This is a genomic window from Acidisphaera sp. S103 (assembly GCF_009765975.1).
GTDB lineage: Bacteria > Pseudomonadota > Alphaproteobacteria > Acetobacterales > Acetobacteraceae > Rhodopila.
The window spans coordinates 211,889-230,130 of sequence record NZ_LMUJ01000063.1 but is presented as its reverse complement, the minus strand read 5'-3'; the positions used below and the strand labels follow the sequence as shown (position 1 = coordinate 230,130).

Annotated in this window: 9 protein-coding genes; 3 read left to right on the top strand and 6 right to left on the bottom strand. The window is 65.4% G+C overall.

Annotated elements, in window-relative coordinates:
* The first annotated feature begins 98 nt into the window (after positions 1-98).
* The gene (locus tag GSQ89_RS21840) at positions 99-377 is read left to right on the top strand and encodes a hypothetical protein (RefSeq protein ID WP_158929159.1); all 279 of its coding nucleotides are present in this window, start codon (positions 99-101) and stop codon (positions 375-377) included.
* A gap of 367 nt (positions 378-744) precedes the next feature.
* Here GSQ89_RS21840 and GSQ89_RS21835 read toward each other — a convergent pair whose 3' ends face one another.
* Both GSQ89_RS21835 and GSQ89_RS21830 read right to left on the bottom strand, forming a co-directional pair.
* Complete coding sequence (locus GSQ89_RS21835) at positions 745-2,304, bottom strand: MDR family MFS transporter (RefSeq protein WP_254073310.1); 1,560 nt, start codon at positions 2,302-2,304, stop codon at positions 745-747.
* Positions 2,301-3,395 (bottom strand): HlyD family secretion protein, encoded by a 1,095-nt coding sequence (locus GSQ89_RS21830; RefSeq protein WP_254073309.1) that lies wholly within the window; start codon positions 3,393-3,395, stop codon positions 2,301-2,303. The genes GSQ89_RS21835 and GSQ89_RS21830 overlap by 4 nt, the downstream gene beginning before the upstream one ends.
* A 222-nt stretch (positions 3,396-3,617) precedes the next feature.
* Between GSQ89_RS21830 and GSQ89_RS21825 the strand changes: the two genes are divergently transcribed.
* Entirely contained in the window at positions 3,618-4,556 is a 939-nt protein-coding gene (locus GSQ89_RS21825) for a LysR family transcriptional regulator (protein WP_158929155.1), read from the top strand.
* A 120-nt stretch (positions 4,557-4,676) separates the two neighbouring features.
* Here GSQ89_RS21825 and GSQ89_RS21820 read toward each other — a convergent pair whose 3' ends face one another.
* The 4 genes from GSQ89_RS21820 to GSQ89_RS21805 form a co-directional block, all read right to left on the bottom strand.
* On the bottom strand, positions 4,677-6,065 hold the full coding sequence (locus tag GSQ89_RS21820; protein WP_158929153.1) for a mercuric reductase: 1,389 nt from the start codon (positions 6,063-6,065) through the stop codon (positions 4,677-4,679).
* 295 nt (positions 6,066-6,360) lie between these two features.
* Positions 6,361-11,391 (bottom strand): hypothetical protein, encoded by a 5,031-nt coding sequence (locus tag GSQ89_RS21815; RefSeq protein WP_158929151.1) that lies wholly within the window; start codon positions 11,389-11,391, stop codon positions 6,361-6,363.
* Positions 11,392-12,410: 1,019 nt separating this feature from the next.
* A complete protein-coding gene (locus tag GSQ89_RS21810) occupies positions 12,411-13,607 on the bottom strand; it encodes a formyl-CoA transferase (protein ID WP_158929149.1) in 1,197 nt (398 codons plus the stop codon).
* Between the two features lie 11 nt (positions 13,608-13,618).
* Positions 13,619-14,509, bottom strand: a complete 891-nt coding sequence (locus GSQ89_RS21805; RefSeq protein ID WP_158929147.1) for a TauD/TfdA family dioxygenase — start codon at positions 14,507-14,509, stop codon at positions 13,619-13,621.
* Between the two features lie 235 nt (positions 14,510-14,744).
* Here GSQ89_RS21805 and GSQ89_RS21800 point away from each other — a divergent pair, with 235 nt between their 5' ends.
* Entirely contained in the window at positions 14,745-18,242 is a 3,498-nt protein-coding gene (locus tag GSQ89_RS21800; protein ID WP_158929145.1) for a Hint domain-containing protein, read from the top strand.

The window sequence follows — 18,242 nt, the reverse complement described above, 5'->3', positions numbered from 1 at the left end:
GCACGACGGCCCGCGCCATGGCGGTGTCGCCCCGCCAGAACCGCCGGCCGGTCCTTCGCCGATCGACAGGTTAGTTTTTTCTTCTTCAGGAGACCGCGGTGGATAGCTTCAAGCATGTGATCAACAGCCTGCTCCAGCTTCTCATTCAGTTGGGCAACGTCATCGTTGGCTGGATCGTCATTATCGAGATGTGGCTGCGTGCCCAACTCCTGCAGATGGGTGTCGCACCACAGTTGCAGAGCGTGATCCTACTCGCATTCGCGGTTGTGCTGATCCTGGGAGCGCTGAAACTGTTCGGCGGACTGATCCGGGTGGCGGTGGTGCTGGTGCTGATACTGATCGCGATCCACATCCTGATGCCGGTGCTGCAACATTAGTGACTCGCGGTCCGGTCTCGGTTCAATCCGGATGATTCGCACGGTCGCGCACCGGTTCGTGTAATACCGGTGGCCGTTGAGTTTGGCACATCAGCCTCGTCATGGACCGGCGAAGTCCGGTCCATCTGATCCAGCACCTTGCCGTGGCAGATGGACCGGACTTTGCCGGTCCATGACGAATCAAGAGTCGGCCTCAACGGCGGTTGGTATAGTGTCCGAGGAAAAACAACCGCTCCAGGGGAAGCTCGGCTGCCGGATACCGTCATCGCGGGCCTGCGCCCACCATGACGACGAGAGGCCGATACCCTGTGCTTGACGATTCGGTTATTCCGCGTCGGACCCTAAGGTATCTCTGCATGCGCCACGGCTAATGTGCGCCGGCGCCGGACGCGGCACCCTTTTTCAGCAGCGCGACCATGGCAGCGGCGAGAAGCAGCACGACGCCCAGCAATGCGAAGCAATCGGCGTAGCCCATGATCGTCGCCTGGGCCTGGATCGTGTCACCGACGGCGATGATGGCGCGGTGCATCGCACTCGCGGGATCGGGGAAGCCGTGGGACATGAAGTACTGCTGCAAGTCGGCCAGCCGGCTGCGCGTCGCCGGTTGCAGCAGCGAGACGTCCGGGGTGATGATGGCCGAGTGGAACTGCTCGCGCTTGGTGAAGAACGTCTCGATCGCCGCGGTGCCGATCGCGCCGCCGAGATTGCGCATCATGTTGAAGAGACCTGATGCACCGCCGGCTTCCTGGGGCGCGATCCCAAGCATCGCGATCGCCGAAAGCGGGGTCATCACGATCGCCTGACCGATCGCACGAACGATGTTCGGCCAAAAGAGCTGCGGCCCGCCATAGTTCTGGTCGAGCGTCATGTTCATGAAGCAACTGACGGCAAAGATCAGGAGGCCGGTGCCGACGAGCAGGCGCGCATCGAGGCGCTTCATCAACAGCGGCACCAGCGGGATCAGCACCAACTGCGGCAGCCCCGTCCAGGCGATCACCTCACCGGCCTGCTCCGAGTCGAAGCCCTGCGTGACGGCGAGGTATTGGGGCAGCAGGTAGGCGGACGCGTAGAGCGCGAAGCCAAGCAGGAAGTTGCCCAGCGTCCCAAGGCCGAAGTTACGCCGGCCGAGCAGCCGGAGATTGACCAGCGGCTGGGGCGTGAAGAATTCGAGCACCACAAAGGCGCCGAGGGTCACCGCCGCCACGAGGCTCAATTTGACAATGAACGGCGAGCCGAACCAATCGTCGACATTGCCGTCGTCGAGCACGGTCTGTAAGGCGGCGAGGCCAACGGCCATCAGCGCGATGCCCCGCCAATCGCCATGGCGCAACAAGCCGAACTGCGTCGCCGACTTCGGCAGGCCATACCAGAGCGCGGACAGCATGAACACGCCGGGGACCAGGTTGATGTAGAAAATCCAGGGCCAGCCGTAATTGTCGGTGAAATAGCCGCCGATGGTCGGGCCGATCGCCGGCGCGAAGGTCGCGGTCACCGCGAAGCCAGCCAGCCCGATCGGGTGCTTCGAGCGCGGCAGCATGGTCATGATGATGGTAAAGGCGAGCGGGATCATGACGCCGCCGGCAAAACCCTGCAGCGCCCGCAGCACGATCATCTCGCTGAGGCTGGTCGCCTGGCCGCACAGCGCCGAGAAGAACAGGAACAGCGCCACGTTGATCAGCAGGTAGCGCCGCAGGGAAAACACCCGGCTGAGGAAGTCCGTCAGCGGGATGACGATGATCTCGCCGATCAGATAAGCAGTCGATATCCAGGTGCCGTAGACACCGCCGGTGCCGATGCCGCCCTCGATATAGGGCAGCGAGGCGTTGGTGATCTGGATGTTGAGCACCGCCATGAAGGCGCCGATCAGCGCGCCGCCGACCGTGATCCAGGTCTTGAGTGTGACCGGCGGTTCGCCGGTCTCGCTCACAACGCCCTCCCGACCCGGGCGGCCGTTTTGGTATCGCCCGGCTTCGTATCAATCGTCGGTTCGACCGACATGCCCGGGCGCAGCAGATTGGCCAGCGGGTCATCGGCATCGACGACGATCTTGACCGGGATGCGCTGGACGATCTTGGTGAAGTTGCCGGTCGCGTTATCGGGCGGCAGCAATGCGAATTCCTGGCCGCTCGCCGGCGCGAGGCTGTCGACGTGGCCGCGCACCGTGGTACCCGGGAAGGTGTCGACGTCGAGTGTGACCGGCTGGCCGGGACGCACATCGGTCAACTGGGTCTCCTTGTAATTCGCGGTGATGTAGACCGCCTGCAGCGGCACCACCGCCATCAGTTGGGTCCCGGCCTGGACGTATTCGCCGACCCGCAACGTGCGGACCCCGACGGTGCCGTCGACCGGCGCCGTGATCGCGGTGTAGCTCAGGTTCAGCTCAGCCTGGTGCTCGCTCGCCTGTTGTTGCGCGAGCATCGCGCCGGCCTGGGCGAGCTGTGCCTCGAAAACGTTGATCTGCTTGGCGGCGGCGGCAACGACCGCGGTGTCGTGTTGAACCGCGGCGTCCTTCTCGCGAATATCGGCCTGTGTCTGCTGGGCCCGCTGCACAGTGCCCCAGCCGTCCTTGGCCAGGTTGGTGTAGCGCTGGAAATCCTGCTGCGAATAGACCAGCGCCGCCTGATCCGAAGCGACCTGCTGACGGTCCTGTTCGACCACAAGCTTTTGCTGGGCGATCTGCTGGTTCAAGGTGTCGATGTTGGCCTGCGCCGCCATGACGTTCGCGCGGGCCTGGTCGAGCGCGGTCTGGTAATCGCGCGGGTCGATCCTGGCCAGCGCCTGGCCGGCCTTGACCGCCTGGTTGTCATCGACCGGGACCTCGGAGATATAGCCCGATATCTTGGGGCTGATCAGGACCGAGTGCGCCTCCACGTAAGCGTCGTCGGTCGACACCAGAAAGCGGCCGGTTGTCCAATAGGAATAGCCGAAACGCCCGGCCACCGCGAGAAACAGCAGCGCCCCGGCGGCGATCAACAGGTGTTTTAGCGACCACCGGCTGCGCACAGGGGTCTTGGCCACGGTTATGTCCGGGGACCCCGCATAGGCAAGTCTTTCCGGGCCGTCCATCATAACGGATTTGCTAACGCTCATAATCGCATCTCCAGCCACCCGCGGGCGCCGGAAAACGCCCGGCACTCTTTCAATTCTGGGTTCGGGTCAGAAGATGGAAACTGCGCCGCCGTTTGATAATGCGAATTTCCCGCATAGACTATATGCCAATGCTTCACAGTTGGTGCCGCAATGGACCGCTTCGACACCATGCGCGTTTTCGCCAAGGTCGCGGAAATCGGCAGCTTTGCCGGTGCCGCGGCGCGGCTCGACATTTCGCCGAGCATGGTCAGCCAGCATGTGAAGGCCCTGGAGGAGCGGCTCGGTGCGCGTCTCCTCAATCGCACCACGCGCAAAGTCGGCCTGACGGAGATCGGGCGCGAATATTACGAGCGCTGCGCGCAGATCCTGACCGACTTCGACGAGGCCGATCGGATCGCGAGCGCATTGCAACTGACGCCACGCGGCCGGTTGCGGATCTTTTGCGACACGAATATCGCCCGCTTCATCGCGCCGGTCGTGGCACACTTCCTGGAGGATTTTCCCGAAGTGACGATCGATCTGCGGACAGGCAACCAGATGGCCGGTCTCGTCGAGGAAGGGTTCGATCTTGCCATCCGCGCGGTCGTGCCGCCGGATTCGAGCCTGATCGTGCGCCGGCTGGTCGGGTGGCGCCATACCTTGTGCTGCGCGCCGCGTTATCTCGAAAATCATCCGGCGCCCGTTTGCCTCGCCGATCTCGCCGCCCATAATTGCCTGCGATATGCGCATTACCCATTCGGCGATGAATGGCACTTCACCGACCCGGACGGAAAACCGGCCACCGTACGTGTGTCCGGCAACCTGCTCACCAGCAGCGCCGCGATCTATCGCACGATCCTTCTCAACGGTGGCGGTCTCGCCCTCGTCGCGCCCTTTATCGCGGAGGAGGAAGTCAGATCCGGCACATTGGTATCGCTTTTACCCGAGTACCGGCCCGTCGAGTTCGCAATCAACGCAATCTACCCGCACCGGCGCTACCTGGCGGCAACGGTCCGCACCTTTATCGATATGTCGGCCGGGCGGTTCGTTGAGCATCAGCGATGGCTGGACCCCTTTGGCTCGAAGGAATCGTCAGCGACGAGACGGTGATCATCACGTCGCCCGCCGGGGGACGCAGGTGTCCTTGGGGCCGGTTTCCCAAGCTCCGCCAATTGGCATCCCATCGGGGAAGGTCTCAAATGCGGCAGGACGAGGCAACGTCCGCCGCCTTCAGCGAGGCGGCACGTTCCCCAGCAGGAATCCCACGCCCTCCGCCACCGTCAGATGCGCGATGACGGCGTCGCGGAGCTTGGGATAGGGCAGCCCCGCCAGCATCGCCGTCTGCATCACGGCCATGACCTCACCCGCCTCGGAGCCGATCATCGTGAAGCCGAGGATGCGATCGTCGTCGCCGATGAGCGCCTTCATGAAGCCGGTTGCCTCGCCCGTGGTGTGCGTCCGCAGCACGGCTTCCATCGGCAGCGTGGCGACGCGCACGGCGATGCCCATGCGTTGTGCGTCCCGTTCGCTGAGTCCGACATGGGCGAGCGGCGGATCGGTGAACACGCAATAGGGCACCAGCCGGTCGCCCGTGCCGCGGGTTCCGCCGGCCAGGTTGTCGGCGATGATGCGGAAGTCGTCGACCGATACGTGGGTGAACTGCGGGCTGCCGGCACACTCGCCCAGAGCCCAGACATCGGGCGCCGTCGTTTCAAGCCGGTCGTTCACGCGGATGATGCCGCGCGCATCCAGCGCGATGCCGGCTTCCTCAAGCCCGATTCCGGCCGTGTTGGGGACGCGCCCCGCCGCGACCAGGATATCGCTTCCCTGGATCGTCTCCTCGCCGGCCGGCGTGCGGACGGTCAGGGTCACTTCGTCGCCGGAACGGCCGCTGACGTCCACCGTGTTGGCGGACAGCACGAGCCGAACGCCTTCCTCGACCAGGACCCGCTGCATGGCGTCCGCGACGTCCGGATCCTCACGGCTGATGAGTTGAGGGCCGGCTTCGATGATCGTGACCTGGCTGCCGAACCGGCGGAACGCCTGCGCCATCTCCAGGCCGACATAGCCGCCGCCGAACACGATCAGATGCGGGGGCACGGCATCCAGCTCCAGCGCTTCGATATGCGTAAGCGGGCGGGCCGCTTCCAGGCCGGGCACGGCCGGCATCGCCGCATGCGATCCCAGATTGAGAAACAGGTGCTCCGCCGTCAGCACGCGGGTGCCGCCGTCGTTGAGTTGCACCTCAACCGTTTTCGGCCCGATGAGGCGCCCGCTTCCCATGATCAGTTCGGCGCCGCTCTGCCGGTAGTTCTCCAGGTGCAGGGCGACCTCGTGCTCGACCATCTCGCGCTTGCGCCGGCGAACCGTCGCCATGTCGATCGCGACGCTTCCGGTCGTCGTGCCGAAGGCCGCCGCGTGCCGGACAACGTGCGCGACACGAGCGCTCCAGACCTCGTTCTTGCTGGGCATGCAGGCGATGTTGGGGCAGGAGCCGCCGACATAGCGCCGCTCCACCACCGCGGTGCGCCGGCCCGCCCGAGCCATGTGCCACGCAAGCAACTTGCCGCCCTGACCGCTGCCAAGGACAAGCACGTCAACCCGTTCTGACTCCGGCATGGTTCCCTCCTGTGTCGCTCGACGCGGGCTACTCAGCGCGGATCATCCGCCCGCGCAAGGCCCGCACCCTGTCGGAGGATTCAGGCCGCCGGGTGCCGTCCGGATTGTATGGCCGTCGAAGGCCGGTGGGTCGTTCTCATGATTTTTGTCTAATTCGATCAAATCGTCCGGCAATGCGGGACGCAACCCGCGGGCCGCCGCACTCTGTTGCCGGGGCCGGACGAGATTGGAAAATCAGGGCCGCCAGTGCGCACGGATTCGCGGCCGTTCACGGTATTTTGTGGAGGCCAGTGCCTCAGGACCAGGTCAGCTTGGTGCCCGACGCGCCGTCGCTGGCGATGTGGAACGACCCGGTCGCCGGGGTGCTGGCGAACGCCAGGCTCAGCGTCGCCGCATGGGTGCCGTCCGATATCGACAGGATGCCGTTGGAATAGGTCTCGCTCGCGGTGGCCGGGTTCATGTCGATAAAATCCACCATGTCGGACGTCGCGAAATCCTGGATCGCGCTGCCGCTGAGGTAGACGGAGTAGTCCTTGAAATCGATCCCGGTGTAGACGCCGCCGCTGAGGACGTCGCCGCCGCCATCGCCGGTGATGGTCTGGCCGTTGGCGGTGGCAACCAGCGAATCCGCCCCCACGGTGCCCCCGATCAGCGTCATCTGGCCGGGTGCGATCAGCAGCGATTGCAAGGTGATCACCGCCGTGTCGCCGTTCGGGGCGGTGTCGAGATGGAATGCGTAGTTCCCGGCGTAGCTGCCGGCCAGCTTCAGCACGCCGACGCTGCTGGCGCCGTCGGTCAGCGTCAGGGTCGCGGTGCTGGCAGTGGTCTGGGTGTAGGTCACGCCGGTGACCGTCTGGTCCAACTGGATCTGGTCGCCGGCGGTGAAGCCGGTGATGGTGGCGGTCGGGATCGCCGCCAGCATCAGCGTCGCATCGGGCCCGACGAACTGGATCGCAGCGCTGTCGACCACGCCGAGACCCAGCGTGCTGCCCTCGGTCAGCAGCAGCAGGCCGCTGCCGCTGATGGTGGGACTGCTGGCGTACGGATCGTCCTCCGCCGTGGTGTTCATGTCGATCAGCAGGGTGCCGCCGCCACTGACCCGGAACTGGCCGTTGTCGACCAGGCTGGCATAGATCAGGCCGCTGAATTCGGCGGGCGCGCCGGCCGCTATGGTCAATGTGCCGGCCGCGGTGTTGGCGGCAGTGCCGATCTTCATGACGGAATCGGCGTCCACCGCGATCACGTCGCCGGCGCTGTCGCCGATCAGCCCGCCGGCCTGCACGGTGCTGCCGTCCAGCACCAGCAGCGACGCGCCATACAGCAGGGCATAGCCCGGCATCACGGCGGAACTGCCGTCCTCGACCTCCATCCGGCCGAAAATCTGCGCCGACCCGCCGGCCGTCAGCCGGGCGCCGGCCTGCAGCGTCAGCGCGGCGGCGGGGCCGGACCCGGTCGAGACATGCACCGACCCGGCGACGTTGAGCTGGCCGGTCAGCATCACGTTGCCGGTGACGGTGAAGTCCACAGCCGAACCGTTGCCGCCGATCGTGGTGTATTGGCCGACCCCGATGCTGCCGGCGACCAGGACCACGTTGCCAGCGCCCGCCACCGTGGCGGGTTGGGTGCCCGTCGTCACGTCTTCCCAGTTGGCGGCGGTGGTCCAGCTTCCGCCACTGGCGCCGATCCAGTCATAGGCGTCGCCGTTCGTGCTGGCCGCGGCGCTGCCGGTGGAGTTGGTCGCGGTTTGCAGGGAGATGGTGGCGACCCCGGTCTCGGGCGCGACATCCAGTTGGAACAGGCTGCCCGCATAATTTCCGGCGAATGTCAGCGTCCCCACGACCGTGGCGCCGTCGGTCAGCGTCAGCGTGCCCTGGGTGCCGTTGGTCTGGGTGAAGGCGGCGCCGGTGACGTCCTGGTCGATGATGATGGTGTCGCCGGCGATGAAACCGGCGATCGTGCCGATCCGCAGCGAGCTTTGCAGTTCCAGGCTTTCAAACGCATAGGGGACATTGTTGACTTCATAGACTCCGAAATCGATCGCGACGGTGTCGGACGCGTCCAGCACCAGGGAACCGGAGGCGCCCAGCGCGCCGATCGTGATGGTCCCGGTCCCGGTGATCGCACCCACCGTGCCACCGAAGCCTTCGATGGTGCCGGCGTAGACCAGCAGGCTGCCGTTGACCACCACGTTGGCCGCGATCACCGCCACGCCCTGAAGGTCCGGCGCCTGCCCGTTGTCGATGGTCAGCGTGCCCGCCTTCGCAGTGCCGGCGGTGCCGAACTCGACGCTGGACGTGCCGTCGACGGCAACGGTGCCGGAGATCACGCTGGTGCCGCCCTCCACCCGGACGATGCTGTCGCTGCCCACGGCCAGCTCACCGGAGATGAACGTGCCGGTGCCCGATCCGACGATGGTCATCAGGCTGGCATCGGCGACGCGCAGCAGCGAGGCGACGCTCAGGCTGCCGGCGCTGAGGTTGGCGCCGCTGTACAGCGCGACCTCGGGGGACACGGTGCCGAACTCGGCGACGGAGAACAGCCCGGTGATGGCGATGTTCCACATCAATATCGTGTTGGCGGCGCCGCTGACGGTCAGCGAAGCCGCAGCTTCCGGCCCGGCGATGACCTGGGGGGTCCACGCGCCCGTGGTGTCGTTGATGGTGACCGCGTTGCCGGCGCCCGGCGCGGCCGTGGGCGTGCCGCCGGCGGTGACGTCGGTCCAGTTGCTGGCGTTGCCCCAGACGCCGCCGTTGATGTTGTTCCAGGTATAGAGGTCGGCCGTGCCGCTGACCGAGTTGCCGCCGGCGGTGCCGGGCGTCACGGCATAGGTGATGGCGCTCGACAGGCCATTGGCCGCCAACTGCACCTGGAACTGGGTGGCGGTATAGGTGCCGGACAGCGCCAGCACGCCGACGGCGGTGCCGCCGTCCAGCAGCGTCAGCCGGCCCACGCTGCCGACCTGGTTGTAGGTCAGGTTGGTGACGACCAAGGCCACGGTGATGACGTCGCCCGCGGTGTATCCGCTGATCAGGCCGGTGGGCATGGTGGCCGGCAGCGCCAGGATCTCGGTATTGCCGGAAAAGCTGCCGGCGGCGGTCTGGCTGAACAGGATCGCGGTGCTATCCGGCCCGCCGAGGGTCAGCGTATCGCCATAGGTCAGCTCGATCGTGCCGTTGCCGCTGACCGACGGGGCGGACGCGCCGAACGCGGCGACCGCCAGCGTCCCGGCCACGACCAGAGTGCCGTTCACCACGACGTTGCCGTCGATGGCGCCGGCCAGGTCCACGGTGGTCCCGCTCTCGATCGTCAGTGCGCCGGCCGCCGCGGTGCCGGTTGCCCCGAACGCGATGGAGCCGGTCGGGTCCACGGCGATGACCGACGTGTCGAACTGGGTTCCGCCATTGGTGCCCAGGACGGATGAAAACCGGGCCGAACCGTGGTCGATCGCCAGCAATCCGGCGCTGTTGCTGGAAAACACCAGCCCGCCCGCCGCGGTCACGGTGCTGCCGTCGCCAATTTCCACCAGGCCGCCGACGCTGGCCGACCCGGCCAGCACCAGCGACGCCTGCCCGTCCAGCGCCAGCGTGCCGGTCTGCGTCAGCACGCCGCTGACCCCGGCCAGCTTGCTGCCGGCGTTCAGGCTGTCCCACAGCAGCACGCTGCCGGTGGTGACAAGACTGGCCGCGAAGCCGTTTCCCGTGACATCGGCGTATCCGCCCGGTCCCCCGGCTATCGTCACGGTGTTGCCGTAGCTGGGTGGTACGTTCGCGATAGTGCCGGTGGTGATGTCCTGCCACATCGAGGCGGTGCCGTAGCCGCCGCCGGGGTTGCCTATGAACGCATAGGTGTCGGTGTTGGCCCCGACATACCGCACGTCGGTACCGCCCGTCCCGTCCGCGTTCGTCGCGAAGAACCCGGCGGGCAGCCCGGCGGTGAACGAAATACCGATCGTCGCGGTATGCGTCCCGTCCGTCACCACCAGCGAGGCCGCCGCGTTGGTGCCCGGCACATAGGTGACCGAGACCGTGGCCGGGTTCATGTCGGTCAGGTCGACCAGATCGGTGGTGCCGAAGGAGGCGATCGCGCTGCCGTTCAGGTCGGCGCTGGTATCCTTGAAATCGATGCCGGTGAACGAACCCGCACCGAGCGAATCGCCGCCTCCGAGGCCGGTCAGCGTCTGGTTGTTCGCGGTGGCGGCCAGCACGTCATACCCGGCGGTGCCGATAATCACGGCCGGCTGCACCGGGGCCGTGCCGACGGTCTGCAACGTGATCAGCCCGTCGCCCGCGGTATCGAGGCTGAGGTGGAACAAATCGCCCGCATAATTGCCGGCCAGTCTCAGCGTGCCGACGGGGTTGCCGCCCTTGGTCAGGGTCAGTGTGGCGATGGTGTTGCTGGTCTGGACGTAGGTCAGGCCGGTGGCCACGACAGTCCCGGACCCGGCGATCTCGATGATGTCGCCCGAGGTGAACCCGACGATGGTACCGCTGGGTGGCGCATCGGCGATCAGGGTGCCATCGGGCCCGCCGAACGCGACGGCGGCGCTGTCGGCAACACCGAGCGTGAGTACGCTGTTCTCGCTGAGGACCAGGGTGCCGGTGCCGCCGATGGCCTGGCCGCTGCCGAACGGGTCGCCGACGTCGATGGTCAGGCTGCCATGCGCCTGCACCCCCAGCACGCCGTTGACGATCAGGTTGCCGTCGATGGTGCCGGTGGCCGCGGCGGTCAGGCCGGTGTCGATGGTGATAACCCCCAGCGCCGCGCCGCCGGCGGTCCCGACCTCGATCGCGGAATCGTCGTCCACCGCGATCAGTCCGGTCGCGGCCGGGTAGCCGATGTTGACCGTGTTGGCGACCAGCCCGCCAAGCTGGATGGCACTGCCGTCGATCGCGGCCAGGAAGCCGCTGGTCAGCGCAGCGCCGCCGGACACCGTCAGGGCGCTGCCGCCGCCAACCTCCAGCGACGCACCGTTGCCCAGCGCCAGGCTGCCGGCGGTCAGGCTGGCCCCGCCGTCGAGATCGAGATCGGCGGCACTGCCAAGCGTGACCGCCCCGGCGACGGCGACCGTTCCCCACAGCAACACGTCGTTGGCGATCGCAAGCTGGGCGGCGCCGCCGGTTCCGATGATAGCGGTGAAATTCTCGTTGGTGCCGCCGGTGATGGTAACGGCGTTGCTGGCGTTCGGCACGCTGGAGGCGGCCAAACCGGTGGAAACATCCATCCAGTTCGGCACCGCGTTCCACAGGCCGCCATATTGGTTCACCCAGATATAGGCGTCGGGTCCGATCGACAGGACTTGGACGGTACCGCCCGCTAGAATCGTCACCGATGCCTCCTGACCTGGTGTGGGACCGCGTTTCGCATCAACGGACCTGCCATCGCGCCACCAGCGGAGCGCGATGCGGTCTTATTGACTGTCCCCCGAAGGAAAAATCCGACGTGAAACGCGGGCTGATCAGCGGCAACCCGGTTCCAGTCTCGGTTTTTCTCTGTATCTACATACATATGAGTTCTCGCCGGCCGCATACCGCATTTGCCGAACGTCTAATTCCCGGAACGAAATATCAATCGCCGTGCTACGGTGGCAAATCCCATCCCGGTTGTCAAACTCGTTATGGTTAAATATTCATTAGCCAATTCTTAACAGTGCATACTATTATAGTCGTGCGGCCTGTAACGATAAGACAAATACGGGTGCAAGCTGGGTTGCGCCGACAGGCGGGCACCTTTGACGGGCTATCATGGGTGTTGAGGCTCCTTGGATACATAGGTGCTGCGACGTTGGCTGTGTCGCCCAATCCCGTCTTGGTGGGCGCAAGGCCGCCATCCTTAACGCGTGGATGGCGGCCTTGAGGGGGTCGGCAGACGATCCGGTTATTTTGCCGCAAGTCCCAGGATCAGAAGCAGGCGATCGGCCAGCCCCCATAGACGTTCGATTGGTATCCGGCGGAATGATTTATCCTCGTATCCTGACGGTCTTGTCCTGGGGTGGGCCGCGCTGACAGGGCACGGCCGGTGTGCGGACACAGTCCGCTTTCGACGCAGAGCGCGCAGGGCGGAGCGCAGGGCACGCAGAGAAGGATTTTTGCGGTGTTTGTGGGGACTTTCGTGTGAGAATCTTCTCTGCGCGCGCTGCGCTCCGCCCTGCGCGCTCTGCGTCGAAAAAGCAGGCTCGAAACAAATACCGGCCTGTCGGTCAGCCCGCCGTTAACGAAGCTTGCCTGCCCGAACCCGGCGCAAGCTTCACCCACCCGATCATATCATAAGGAGGCTGGGGGGTCATCGGGATCCAGATTCCGGTAAAGCGCCAGGATGTCGCGCAGATCGTCCCACCCTGGCCACGGTCTACACCACCCCGGTTTCCCGCAGGCGCTTCAATTCCTCCGGACCGACACCGCACAGCGACGCCAGCACATCCCCGGTATGCTCGCCCAGCAGCGGTGGGCGGGTGATCTCCGCCGGCGAGTCCGACAGCTTGATCGGGCAGCCGACGGTCTGATAGGTGCCCCGGGTCGGGAAATCGACGTCTACGATCATGTCGCGGGCGCGCAGATGCGGGTCGGCGAGCACTTCGCCGGTGTCCTGGCAGGCGCCGCTTGGGACACCTGCCTCGCCCAGGATCGCCATCACCTCATGCTTCGTCCGCTGCCGCGTCCAAGCCTCAGTAATCGCATCGAACGCCGCTCGGTTTTCCCACCGAGCCTCAGGGGTCCGGAAACGCGGATCGTCCGCCAGTTCCGGCTGTCCGATCGCCGTAAGAAACGGCTTGAACATCTGTGGTTGGACGAAGATGTAGACGTAGTCGTTGGGACCACCGGGGGCGCACGGATAGGTCGTTCCGGGGACAGTACGGCCAAGCTGGTTGCCGACGCGCGGCGGCGGATGGCCGTAGCGCTGATGGTCGCGCAGGCTGACACGGATCAGGTTGACCACGGCATCCTGCATGGACACCTCCACGTGCTGCCCCTTTCCGCTCGCATGGCGCTGTTGCAACGCGGCCAGGATGCCGATCGCCATGTGCATGCCGGTGCCGGAATCACCGATCGCGGGGAACACGTAGGTGGGCGGATTTTCCGGGAAGCCGGTCACCGCCATGGCGCCGCCCATCGCCTGCGCGATCGGCTCGAAACTCTTGTAGCCGCTGTACGGGCCGTAGGTGCCGAACCCCTTGATCGTGGCGTAGATCAGTTTCGGGTTCAGTTTTGACAACGTATCGTAGCCGAGGCCCAGCCGGTCCAGTGCGCCGGGGCCGAAATTCTCCAGCAGGACGTCGGATTCGCCGATCAGCCGGCGGAACAGCGCCTTGCCGTCCTCGGTCTTCAGATTCAGCGTCAGGCTGCGTTTGTTGGCGTTCAGGATCAAGAAGAACAGGCTGTCGCTGTCCGGCTTGTCGCGCATGTTGGTGCGGGCGACATCGCCACCTTTCGGTTCCTCCAGCTTGATCACGTCGGCGCCGAGGAAGCCCAGTATCTGCGCGCAGGCCGGACCGGCCTGGTTATGCGTCATGTCGATGACGCGAATGCCCTGTAGTGCCTGACTCATCGGTTCTTCCTTTACGCGGCTTGTTCCAGTGTCGATCCCGTATCGAGCGTCGTCGCCCGCCGCAGATCGCGTGCCTTGGTTTCATCGTGCGGACGGCCGCGATGCATCGTCCAGCGGTTGTCCCAGATCACCAGGTCGCCCAACCGCCAGGTATGGCTGTAGACGAAACGAGATTGCGTCGCGTGCGTGTTCAGGTCGACCAGCAGCAGGCGCCCATCGGCGACCGGCCAGCCGGTGATGTGCGAGGCATGCGCCGACAGGTACAGGCTTTTCCGGCCAGTGACCGGATGGCGGCGCACCAGGCGCTGTTGCGAGGGCGGATATTGCTCGCGTTCGCCGGCGGGAAATTCGGTAAAGCCGATCTGCGCCCGCGACCAGAACACGTCGTGTTCGGCGACCAGCGGATCGACCGCTTGTTGCGTCGCCGGCGGCAGGGCGTCGTAGGCGGCGCGCATGTCGGCGAACTCGGTTTCGCCATTGCCGAACGGACTTTGCGGCGGCAGTACAACCGCATGCAGCATGCCCAGCACCACCGGCACGGGCATGTAGGATGCATCGGTATGCCACAGCCGGTTCCCCAACCCGTCCAACCGCCTGCGGTCGTCGAGCGCCCGGACGTTGTTGTCGACATCGAGGTTGGAGATGTCGCCGATCTGCGGAATCGCCAGCCGCCGCCGGCCCGGACGCGCGGCGGAACGGCCGATTTCCAGCGGTCCGAAACACGCGGCGAAATCGCGAAGCTGCCCGTCGGTCAGACGCTGGTCGCGAAAGACCAGGACAGGGTATGCATCGATCGCCGCCTGGACCGCCGCGACGGCGTCACCGTCGAGCGGCCGCGAGAGATCCAGAAAACCGGCCTCGGCGGCGAATCCTGGATGCAGTTCCTGGGTGTGAATGGCCATGTTTGTCGCCTCCCGAACCATCCTGCGGAGGTTGGGGTCCGGGTGCAAGCCTGCGGCGGTCCGGCGATGGTCTGGCGCGCCAAACGGCCGGCGATCGGCACCGATACGAAATTGTATGCCGAATGTTACATTACACCACTCGGTTTCTGTCCGGAATGGCTATACTGGCAACGACATTCATTGTATGATCGTGGCACCTCGGGCACGACCCCGACCGCGCCCTAGGAGAGACCTGATGACTGGCCTGACTATCACCAGCAATTCAACGACCGGCCGTGATCTCACCATTTCGGCCTACAATCCGGTTACGGTCGCTGCTGGTGTAACGATTACAAATGGCAATTCTGCCGCTCTTTACAGCAAATTGGCCAGTTACTGGTCTATTGTCAATTCTGGGACGCTTCTGGCGGCCGGCGACAGTGTTGCCTCCGACGGGATTGCGCTGTTCGACAGCGGCGGCGCGATCACCAACACAACCGTCGGATCGGTCGCCGGCTATGCGGTCGGCATATCGGTCGCGGGCAGTGGCACGGTGGTCAACGACGGAACGATCCAGACCACGGGTACCGGCGGGTCGGGTTTCAACTACGTCGGTGGGTCATTCACCCCGACATCCGCTGGCGTGATACTGGGCAGCGGCGGTGTCAGCAACGCCGCCGGCGGCTTGATCTCCAGTTATTTTGAGGGCGTCGCCATCGGCGGCGGCGGTTCCGTGGCGAACGCCGGAACCATTCTTGGCACCAGCGATACAAAACAAAGCTTCGGTGTCGTGCTGACCGCCGGCGGCAGCGTCACCAACGCGTTGAATGCTGTGATCTCCAGCCCTGACTACGGCATTCTGGCGTTCGGCACCGAGGCCACGGTCTCCAACCAGGGTACCATCAGCGGCCAGAACAACGTCGGCGTCGAACTGTTGGACGGCGGCGTGTTAAGCAACGCATCAACCGGCATCATCGGCGGGTTTAATAGCGGCGTATTGGCTCTCGGCTATGCCCGCTTGACCGTGACCAACGCCGCGGGTGGGACCATCACTGGTTACAAATATGGCGTGTTGGCTGTCGGCAATGCCCCCTTGACCGTGACCAATGCCGCGGACGGGATCATCGCCGGCCACGAATATGGCGTGAAGGCCGGCCGCGATACCGTTGCCACTGTGACAAACGCGGGGTACATCGGCGGATATGCCGTCTACGGCGTCTTTTTATCGGACGGCGGCACGTTGAGCAACACGACCGGTGGGATCATCGCCGGCGGTGACATCGGCGTGATCGCCCAGGGCAGTATCGTCGCCACGGTGACGAACGCAGGGTACATAGCCGGATATACGTCCGTCGGTGTCGTTTTGCTGGACGGCGGGACCATCGACAACCAGACGCCCGGACGCATCCACGGGCTGGTGGACGGTATCCTTACCAGCGGAAGTGACAACTCGACGATCGTCAATGCCGGCATCGTGTACGGCGTGGACTATTCCGGGATCTTTTTGCGCGCCAGCGGCAGCCTCACCAACACCGGCAATATCTCCGGGCCGACCTTCGGGGTCCTGGTGTCGAGCGAACCGGGCACCGTACTGAATGCGGGCAGCATCTCGGCTTTCGCGGAATTCAAGTCGACGGACACGGCTTTCGCCTCCGCGGGCGTGCTGTTGGACGATGGCGGCGTGGTGACCAACAGTGCGGGCGGCGCCATCACGTCCAACTGGAACGGCGTTCAAATATTCTATGGCTCCGGCACCGTAATAAACGCCGGCACGATCGCCACGTCCGTCGAATCCCTGCCGCCCGGCAGCACGTTCGTTTCCATCGGCGCGGAATTGGCGGATGGCGGCACGGTGAGCAATGCCACTGGTGGCACGATCGCGTCCTATTCGTTCGGCGTCCAGATATTCAACGCGTCCGGCACCGTTGCGAATGCGGGCAGCATTGCCGATGCGGAATACAGGAACGGAGCCGGCATCCAGTTGGACGACGGCGGCCTGGTGACCAACAATCTTGGCGGCCGGATTACGTCCGAGTGGATGGGCGTGCAAATCTACGGCTCCGTGACAGACGACGTGGACGGCACGGTCATCAACCATGGCACCATCCTGGCCGTCGACCGCATAGGCGACGGCGCGGGGGTCTGGATCCACGCTCCGGGTGCGGTCACCAATGCCGTGGGCGGCCTCATCAGCGGCGGCGCCGACGGTGTCGTCGCGTATTACCAGACGACCCTGGTCAACCAGGGCACGATCTTCGGCACGGACAATGCCTTCATCGCGGCCGGCACCGGCGTCGCCGATCGCGTCGCCGATCGCATCATCGATGATCCGGGCGGCGTGTTCCTGGGCGAGGTGAACGGTGGCAACACAATCGGCTCCGCCATCTACAGCACGCTGGAACTGGCCAGCGGGTCCTCGGTCGGCACCATCGGCAATATTGGCACGTTCACCAATTTCGGCCGCATCGCGCTGGATGCCGGCGCATCATGGTCGGTGGGTGGCGCCTTCGCCACCGGTGAGACCGTTGCCTTCGGCGGCACCCAGGCCGCGCTGATCCTGACCAGCCCGTCGGCCGCCTCGGGCGCGATCATGGCCGGGTTCACCGCCACCGACACGATCGCGTTGTCGGGCATCACCGACGTGACCAAGCTGACGTTCAACGGCGATATCCTGACCGTTTCGGAGAGCAGCGGTCCCGGCCTGGAATTGCAGTTCGCCGCCCCCGAGAGCCTGACCTTCAACGTGGTGGGCAATGCCACCGACATCACCCTTGTCCCCTGCTTCCTGCCCGGCACGCATATCCTGACCGGCCACGGCGAGGTGCCGGTGGAAAAACTCCACGTCGGCGACACCATCGTCACTCTCAGCGGACACGCGCGGCGTCTGTGCTGGATCGGCCACGGGCGCAGCCTGGCGACACGCGGACAGCGCGGCCCGGCGACCCCGGTGATCGTGCGCAAGGGCGCCCTGGCGGACAATGTGCCGCACCGCGACCTGCACATCACCAAGGGGCATTCGCTGTATCTCGACGGCGTGCTGATCCCGGTGGAATTCCTGGTCAACCACCGCAACATCCTGTGGGACGACAGGGCGCAGGAAGTGACCGTCTACCACCTGGAACTGGATACGCATGACGTGCTGGTCGCCAACGGCGCCGCGGCCGAGAGCTACCGCGACGACGGCAACCGCTGGCTGTTCCAGAATGCCAACGCCGGCTGGGATCAACCGCCGAAGCCGCCTTGCGCGCCGGTGCTGACGGGTGGAGCGGTGGTCGATGCGGTGTGGCGGCGGATTCTCGACCGAGCGGGCGCTCGGCCTGGGCTGCCGCTGACGGACGATCCGGACCTGCATCTTCTGGTGGACGGTGTGCGCGTGGATGCGATCGAGCAGCAAGGTCCCGTGCATGTATTCCGGCTGAAGCGCCGGCCGGACAGTGTCTGCATCGCCTCCCGCGAGGTGGTGCCGGCGGAGCTTGGGCTGGCGCGCGATCCACGGTCGCTGGGTGTGGCGCTGCGGCGCGTGGCGGTGCGCCAGGGCACGCGGTTCGTGGTACTGAAGGCTGATGACGCGCGGCTGGTGGACGGGTTCCATGCGTATGAGGCCGCCCCGGATCTGCGCTGGACGGATGGGCGAGCGGACTTGCCGGCGGAGGTGTTTGCGGGTTTCAGCGGCGGCGTGGAAGTCGTCGTGCATGTTGCGGCGACCACGCAGTATCCACACGACGGCATTGGCGCGGCATCGGTGGCGGCGTAG

Bases quoted from the DNA above. Each gene is read 5' to 3' on its own strand.
- GSQ89_RS21825 (WP_158929155.1), top strand. From the start codon at position 3,618: ATGGACCGCTTCGACACCATGCGCGTTTTCGCCAAGGTCGCGGAAATC.
- GSQ89_RS21820 (WP_158929153.1), bottom strand. From the start codon at position 6,065: ATGCCGGAGTCAGAACGGGTTGACGTGCTTGTCCTTGGCAGCGGTCAG.
- GSQ89_RS21810 (WP_158929149.1), bottom strand. From the start codon at position 13,607: ATGAGTCAGGCACTACAGGGCATTCGCGTCATCGACATGACGCATAAC.
- GSQ89_RS21805 (WP_158929147.1), bottom strand. From the start codon at position 14,509: ATGGCCATTCACACCCAGGAACTGCATCCAGGATTCGCCGCCGAGGCC.
- GSQ89_RS21800 (WP_158929145.1), top strand. From the start codon at position 14,745: ATGACTGGCCTGACTATCACCAGCAATTCAACGACCGGCCGTGATCTC.